Source organism: Pseudonocardia sulfidoxydans NBRC 16205, assembly GCF_007989085.1.
Lineage (GTDB): Bacteria > Actinomycetota > Actinomycetes > Mycobacteriales > Pseudonocardiaceae > Pseudonocardia > Pseudonocardia sulfidoxydans.
Genome location: NZ_BJVJ01000036.1, coordinates 55,108 through 62,837, shown reverse-complemented (window position 1 = coordinate 62,837; position 7,730 = coordinate 55,108). Strand labels below are relative to the sequence as shown.

Sequence of the window (7,730 nt, the reverse complement as noted above, 5' to 3'; positions counted from 1 at the left end):
CGACAGCAGGTCGTCGTCGCCCGCCGCGGGGCCCGACACGGCGGCCAGCTCGGTCATCGCCTGCTGGAGCAGGCGGTGCGCGGCGCCGAGGCGGTCGGGGAACATGTCTCGATCGTAGTCGAACATGTGTTCGAACAGTTGCTGGTCGTCGCAGCTCAGGGACCGTTCGGCGCGTTCACGGCGGGGACCGTTGGGGCGCCGCGGTGACCGGTCGATGTGAAGCCTGAGGACATGGGTGGCAGTTCTGCATCAAGACATCAGTGACAGTTGGTCTCGCTGTCGAGGTCGTTGACGGCGAGGACCTGTGTGAAGGCGCCACCGCTCGGGCCCACTCGCACCGGCCGGCCCGCTCACCGCTGACGGGCCCCTCACGCCACCCGGGAACGGTTTGCTCGAAGCCCGTCCCGCCCTACGTCGTCGACACCGTCACCGCGGTAGCGGAGACGGCCAACCGGTCGCTGATGGTGCGCGGGTCGCGCGGGCCCGGGCAGGTCCGGAGTGGACCGACATCACGGGCAGCCGTGATGTCGAGGGTGCCGACGCGGACTGGGAACACCGCGAGGCCTCCTTGTCGGCGTGGACTCGTCGATGGCGCACTCGACGGTGCCGCCGCCGGACAACCGGCAGCTCGCCTGCTATCCGCTGCTCAACCAGGACGAGGAATACCGGGTCGCGGGCGTCGACCGGTACCTGGCCCCGCATCGGGGTGCTTGTCGAGTGGGACGTCGCGACGTTCTTCCGCCTGCGCGGAGCGACCGAGCCGCCCACTGGAATCCGGCGCCGTCTCACGGCCACCTTGCAGGAACCCACCGAGATGCGCGGCCCGCGAGCGAAGTGCTGCCATCGCTGGTCACAGAGGACCGCCGCGGGTCCATGACGAGATCCTCGGCACCGCGGTCGGGTGCAACCAGACCTACGACAGCTCGTCGGCGACCGCGTTCTCTGCCGAGCTCGGCGTCGGCCGGGTCGAGGGAGGTGATGTCGTCGAGCTCGCTGTAGAAAATCGCGGGCATGGAGGCGACGAGCTCCGGCCACGATGATCGCAGTGCGACGCGATCTCGGCGGGGTCAGTCCCGGGCCATGAACACCTTGCGTGCCGCGCCGTGGTCGGGTGTCGAGATGTAGGCCTGGCCGACGGCGAGATCCTCCAGGGCCGCCGACATGTCCTGGCCGCTGCGTCCCCGCAGGAATCCGGCGACCTTGCGGCTCTGCGGGAAGTTGCAGCGGAAGGCGACCTTGGTGCCGGCGTTGCCGAGTACATCCTGGTGGAAGTCCTCGACGCCCTGGCTCGCGACGACCACCGCGACCCCGTACTTGCGGCCCTCCTTCATGATCTTCGGGAGGGTGACGCCGCGGGCGAGCCGCTGCGCCTCGTCGAGGACCACGGCGAGGCGCAGCTGCGACGTCTGGCCCCAGCGGAACATCTCGCGATAGACCTTGCGCAGCACGAACGCGCCCGCGGCGCGCTGCACCTGTTCCATGAGGCCGTGGACGTCGATCACGACGCCGCGGCGCAGCAGGTCGGCGAAGCCGCTGCCGTGCGGGCCGTCGGCGAACACGCCGAAGTCGCTCAGCGGGCGGAGCCGGGCGATGGTGTTGCGGCTCCGACCGCCTGCCTCGGACGTGCGGACGGCGTCGGCGAGCTCGTCCATCGTCGGCCAGTTCTCCGGGCTCGCCGGGTTGGGGAAGCCGCGCTGCTCGTAGACGGCACGGACACCCTCGTAGACGGTGTTGCGCTGAATCTCCCCGAGCCCGCAGACGTAGCCGATCACCTCTGCCAGCTCCCAGGACGCCTCCCGGTAGCGGGCCGGGTCGTCGATCTCGAACGGCGAGATCGGTAGCCCGAGCGAGGCGTCCAGCACCGCGGCGCCACCTGCCGGGGACGCTGCCATGTCGCCGTGGAAGTCGACGACGAGCGCCGGGAGACCCTGGTCGGCGAAGGAGTTGAGGATGCGCCGTGTGGTGACCGACTTGCCCTGACCGGGGATACCCAGGACGAACAGGTGGGGGCTGCCCGATGTGCTGATCCGCCACCGCACGTCCTCGGCGTGCGCGTCGGCGCCCAGGCTGACCTCGACGACCTCGGGGACCTGCGTCGGCTCACGGACCGGCTGCGGCCCTTCGAGTTCGGCCTCGGCAGGGTCCGGTGTACGGGCGCTCGCCGGGGCCACCGGGGCCAGCTCGGCCGTCGTCTCGACGGAACCGGGTGTCTCGACGACTGCCGGCGGCGGGGTCGGTTCCGGGGTGCGGGGCCGCGGGGACGGGCGGCGGGCCCGCGGCGCGGCGGGAGGCGGCACCGGGGTGGCGACGGGCGGCGGGGTCGGGGTCGGGGTGGCCGCCGTGTCCTGCAGCGGTTCCCGTGACTGCGCCCCGTCGCAGCGCAGCGAGGTGAAGCCGACAGCGGTCAGGTCGGCCGCGGTCAGCACCTCGATCCGCGCTCCGCGGTGCTCGGTCGGGAAGTCCGCCTTGGCATTGCGGCCGAGGCTGACGACGTAGCCGCGGCGGCTGATCTCCGGGACGAGGGCGCGGTCCTCGATCTTCTCGACCATGCGCTCGACCTCGCCGCGACGGCGGTCGTCGAGCAGCCCCATGGCCAAGGCGCGGTCGGCATGGTGGCGCAGGATTCCGCCGAGGCGGGCGAGCTGGAGCTCGGCGTCGATCCGGGGCGGGTCGGTGCGGAAGAACGTGTCGTGCAGCATCGCGACGGTCGCGTCGAGCTGGTCGACGATGTCGTCCACCAGGCCGGCGGGCAGCGCGGCGGCCCGGCGTGACTTGACCTCGATGCACTCGATCTTCATCGTGCGGGCGGTCGTCCGCACGAGCAGCAGGTCGCAGCGGCGGACGCCGGCGTCGCCGCGGACGTCGCCGAACACCTCCTGGTGGGCATCGACGGGAACGACCAGGCAGCCGTCGAGTTCGCCACGTCCACGCAGGTGGGCGATCAGCGCGGCGAGGCTCACCGCTTCGGTCGCCAGGCTGGATCGACCCACGAGCCGCAACGCGAGCCGGCCCGACACCACCTGCAGGTGGTCGAGCGCCACCCGGACCGACCCGTCGACGACGTCGAGGTTCAGCCCGGTCATGGCGTCGGCCAGCAGGCGTTGCACGTCTCCTCGGTGGGTCGTCGTGACGGTCAGTCGGGGGCCGAGCCCTTCGAGGAAGTCGGGGGCGTAGTCCAGCACGTAGGGCTGTGCGCCGGAGCCGGGAACGCCCGCGAACACGTCGACACCGAGGTTGCGGTCGAGGGTGATGACCCAGTCGGCTCGCTCGTGGGCGGCCTCCAGGGCAGCGAGCTCCTCGCGGCCGAGGCGGGCGGTCAGCGCGAGCGGGCCCCGCGGGTAGCCGAGCGCGATCGACAGGGCCGCCTGGTAGCTGCGATGGGCGTCGACCGCGTCGGCGGCGCCGTCGCGGTTGCGGAGCCGGACCGCGGGCGCGGTCCGCCAGACGGGGGTCGGCGCCGACACCCGCTGCGTCTGTGCCGGGGTCAGCAGGTTGCGGAAGGACACCGTCGCGTCGGCGACCGCGACGGCCGCGACGTCGGCGGCGTCCTCGGTCTGTCGCGCAGCGAGGTCGGAGACGACGGCGATGTTCGCCGCGTCGACGTCACCCGCGATGCGGGTGTGCGCCCGCACCGTCAGGCCCAGGGGTGGGGTGAGGTGCGACCTTGCTCCCCTGACCTGCTGGTTCGCCGCCGCGCGTTGAAGATCGGTGAGTGCCGGGATCGGGTCGGTGAGGGAGAGTCGGCTGCTGTAGGCGATCAGTTCGAGCCGGGCGGGCGGTGCGGCCACGTCGTCGCCGGCGTCGGGCTCACGCAGCACGGATTCTTCGAGGGCCCGGGCGAGCAGCTCGCCCGACCCCGCGTTGAGCGCGAGGATCCGCAACGCGTCCTGTCCGGCGTTCACCGACCGGTAGGCGGCGATCCGCTCGGCGACGGTCGACGGTGGCACGTCCGCCCCGACATCGCGCCGGTCCAGACCCAGCACCTCGAGGACCGCCTGCACGGCGGCGCCCGGTTCCGGCTCGGACGGGTCCAGGTACACGCCTGTGCCGAGCGTCGCCTCGCGGACGTAGACGAAGGCCGTCCCCGTGACGCCGAACATGGCGAAGGGAAGGTTTGCCGGCGTGACCCGGCGGGTGAGCCGCCCGTCGACGGACTGCTTCCGTTTCGCCGCCGACCGGCCGAGAGTCGTGAGCGCCTGCGCCCACTCGCCCAGCGTGCGGTCGTACTCGGCGGTCCAGGCCAGACGCAGGGGCTGCAACGGCAGCGCGATCATCGCGGCGATCGGGTTGTTGCCGGCGGTGTCGATCGACAGCCGGACGGTGTCGAGCGCCAGCAACGACATTCGCACGGTGTCGTCGGCCGCGGTGTCCAGGGCACGCCGGTAGGCCTGGCAGTAGGCGGACACCTCGGCCCGCAGGTCGTCGTCCCACTCCAGGGTCTCGACCGCGGACCGTGGACGGCGGGCGTCGAGCTTCTCGAACAGGCGCCGTCGCCGGTCGGCGAACGCCTGCGGCAACGCGCCCACCACAGGCTGCAGGCTTTCGGCGTCGACGACGTCCCCGAGCCGCCCATCGGCCTCCCACGCGACGACGCGACCGCGTTCGCGCAGCAGCCTGTCCTGCAACGCCGTCAATGCCGGGCTCAGTGCGAGCAGCGCGGTGCGCCGCCCGCCGAGCCGCACCGAGAACACGGCGTCGTTCCAGCTCGGAGCGTCCTCGCCGAGGTCGTTCTGCCCCCTCGAGCGCCGCGTCGAGCCGGGCCTGGGCGAGCGAGGGGGTCGATGCGCGACGGGTCGGCCCGACAACGGGGTCCTGCTCCCAGCGGACCCCGAACTGCTGGCTCTCGTCGACGGCCTCGTCGCCGCTGCGCAGCAGGACCGGCTGCCCGTCGGCGTCGATGCCGGTCAGCCGGAGGACCAGGAGGGCTCCGTCCGCGAGGTCCTCCTCGGCGATGTCCAGGCGCACGGTCGCGCGGCGCTTGTCCCCCTTCACCGTCTGCCGGGCGACCGGCTCGCCGTCGACGTCGCGCAGGTCCGCGGGCGGCAGTGCCTCGACCAGCCAGCGGTCGACGGTGTCCGCCTTCGGCGGGTCGGTCCGCCACACCACGGTCACGGTCGCGGGCGTGTCGGGGCCGGTCTCGACGTAGGGCAGATCGCCGGGGTTCTCCTGGTTGAGCCGGGTCCCCGCCCGCAGGGTCCCGTCCTCCTTCAGGAAGGGGTCGATGCGGACGCTGCCGACCTCCACGGTCCGGCGCTCGACGAGCGGCCACAGGTCGAACGTCAGGTCGTGGGGCGGGAGCGCGAGCGGCTCCGCCCACGACGGGGCGTCGGAGAGATCGATCTCGGGCCGGGCGAGGTAGCGGGCGATGCGGTCGCGCTCGTCGCCCTCCTGCAACTCGGCTGCCGTGAGCCGGTCGGCCACCGAGGCGACAGCCCGGACGGGCCGCGAGACCGCCCGCGCGCACGCGGCGTTGCGCGACAGGCGCTTCAGCAGCTCCGGTCCACCCAGGTCTGGCACCAGGCCGACCATCCAGAGCGCGGTTCCGAGGGTCGCCCAGGACGCGTCCGCGACCACCGCCGCGACGTAGCGCGCCCAGGCCTCGACGGGGCGTCCACGTCCGAGCTCGCGCGCGACCTGCCGTACACCGGCCTGCAGTTCGGCGTCGGTGATCGACGCGACGAGGAGTTCGGCGGCCTTGGCGAGGAGCCGGGTCACGTCGATGCGGGCGAAACTGTTGTCGAGCGAGCTCGCGGCCGACCCGCTGCCGACCGGGACCATCAGGACGAGCTGGCGCTCCTTGCGGTTGCGCAGTTCGACGGCGCGCTCGGCCGGGATCGCGAGCTTGCCGTCGGCGTCACCGGGATGGTCGACGAGGACGTGGACGTCCGCGAGCCCGGCCGGGAGCCGGTCGCGCAGTACCTCGACCAGTTCGCCTGCGTCGCCGCGGCGGATGCTGTCGATGCGCACGCAGTTCCCCGCGTCGTGGCCTGTCAGCGCGTCGGCGATCTGTTCCGCGATCTGTCCGAGCACGAGCGGCGGCAGTGACCCGGGCGACGCGAGGGTGGGCGCGGACATCAGGCGGCTCCGAGTGGGTGACGGACGATCTGCACCGAGAAGTCGTCGGAGAGGCTGTCGAAGCAGCCCAGTAGCTGGAGCCGCTGGGTGAAGGCGTTGCGGTTCGCGGTCGCGGCCTCGCGGGCCTCGGCCCCGTCGAGGAACGCCGGCGGTCGGTCGACGAGGATGCCGAATCGGTTCGCGAGCGCGTCGAGGACCTCCCGCAGCGACATCGTCTCGCGGCTGGACCTGCCGTCCTCGTCGACGAACACGGCCATGAGCAGGGCGGTGAGCAGCTCGTCCCCCGGGGCGTAGCGCCAGGAGCGCCGGTGGCGTGACGATCCGCGCAGAAGCCCGTAGGGCTTCTCGAGCGCACCCACCGACCAGAACCAGGCGACGGCGTTCTTCATCGCACGGGTCTGGTTGACGTGCTCGACGATGTCCAGCAGCTTGTCCAGCTCGGACGTGTCGGCCCCCTGCACCTTGCGCAGGAAGTCGAGCTCGGGACCGGTAGCCTCGTCGGAGTCCGCGGCCTCGGCGACCAGGTCGTCGATCCTGCCTTCCGCGTAGGACTCGACGCGCCGGTGGTCGCGCAGCTCGGCCAGCCGGACGAGCCGGTCCGCACGCGAGGCTCCGGCCAGCCGTTCCAGCTCCCCGGCGATGCGTGGGAGGGCCTGCTCGACGACGACGAACGTCATGCGGTCCCGGAAGGCGAGCCGCACCCGGTCGAGGTCGCGTTCGACGCAGCGGCGCGACAGCCGGTCGGACTCGGACCCGAGGTCGCCGGTGAAGTCGCAGTACATCTCCAGGGGCGACGCCGGTGCGGGCCCGTCGCCCAGGTCGCCGGGACGTTCGCCGGTGCGCAACAGGTGGTGGGCTGCGGCGTCGGCACGCAGGCTGAAGGTGAACAGGCCCAGCGCCATGACGGCGGCGAAGCTCGACATCAGCGCCGGGACCGGCAGGCGCTCGCCGTAGACGCGCAGGTGGGCGAGCAGGGTGTCACCGAGGGCCGCGGCGACGCCGGGCAGGGAGCTGTCGGCGGCGTCGGTGTCGACCTCTCTGGCGTCGCCCATGTCGAAGCCCTCGACGAACCGGAACGCGAGCAACGCACCGATGTCCAGGGCGGCCGGGTCCTCCAGGCGGGGCTCCCACCGAGGCCCGGGGCCGATGGCCAGACCACGGCCGATCGTGCGGGTCACGAGGTCACGCAGCTCGGCCGTCGCGACTCCGGTGTCTTCGGCCCGGCCTTGCCGGGAGACCGCCTCGAGCATGAGTCGGTACACGACGTCGTCGATCCCGCGATGGCGGTGACGTTCCTTCGGCAGACCGGCCCGGTACACCGCCAGGGTCGACGGGGCGACCGCCAGCATCTGCTCACCGGTATTCGCCCGCCCCACCGCACCCATGTCGACCACGCACGAGCGCAGCCAGCCGTCGAGCAGCGCCAGGTCGCGGGGATGGTCGTCGAACCCCTCCACCGTCCTGCTCGCCAGCATCGTGCGGCGGTAGCCGTCGTAGTCCTTCGCGTCGGTGCGCGAGCGGCTCGACCTGCCGCCCTTGACACACATCTCGAACAGCTGCGGCAGGACCCGGTCTGTGTCGGTGTCGAGCAACGAGAACACCGTCAGTGTGCGGTACTGGTAGGTGCGCAGCGGCAGCGGCAGCGTGATCGTCAT

3 protein-coding genes are annotated in these 7,730 nt (G+C 72.4%); 1 reads left to right on the top strand and 2 read right to left on the bottom strand.

Annotation, left to right across the window (positions count from 1 at the left end; translation table 11 throughout):
- Positions 1–1,067 precede the first annotated feature (1,067 nt).
- Positions 1,068–4,691, bottom strand: coding sequence for a helicase HerA domain-containing protein (locus PSU4_RS17780; protein ID WP_147109688.1), 3,624 nt, complete (start codon positions 4,689–4,691; stop codon positions 1,068–1,070).
- A 595-nt stretch (positions 4,692–5,286) separates the two neighbouring features.
- Between PSU4_RS17780 and PSU4_RS17775 the strand changes: the two genes are divergently transcribed.
- The gene (locus tag PSU4_RS17775) at positions 5,287–6,045 is read left to right on the top strand and encodes a hypothetical protein (protein WP_147109686.1); all 759 of its coding nucleotides are present in this window, start codon (positions 5,287–5,289) and stop codon (positions 6,043–6,045) included.
- 29 nt (positions 6,046–6,074) lie between these two features.
- Here the strand turns inward: PSU4_RS17775 and mads7 are convergent, their stop codons facing one another.
- Positions 6,075–7,730 (bottom strand): methylation-associated defense system protein MAD7, encoded by a 1,656-nt coding sequence (mads7, locus tag PSU4_RS17770; RefSeq protein ID WP_147109684.1) that lies wholly within the window; start codon positions 7,728–7,730, stop codon positions 6,075–6,077.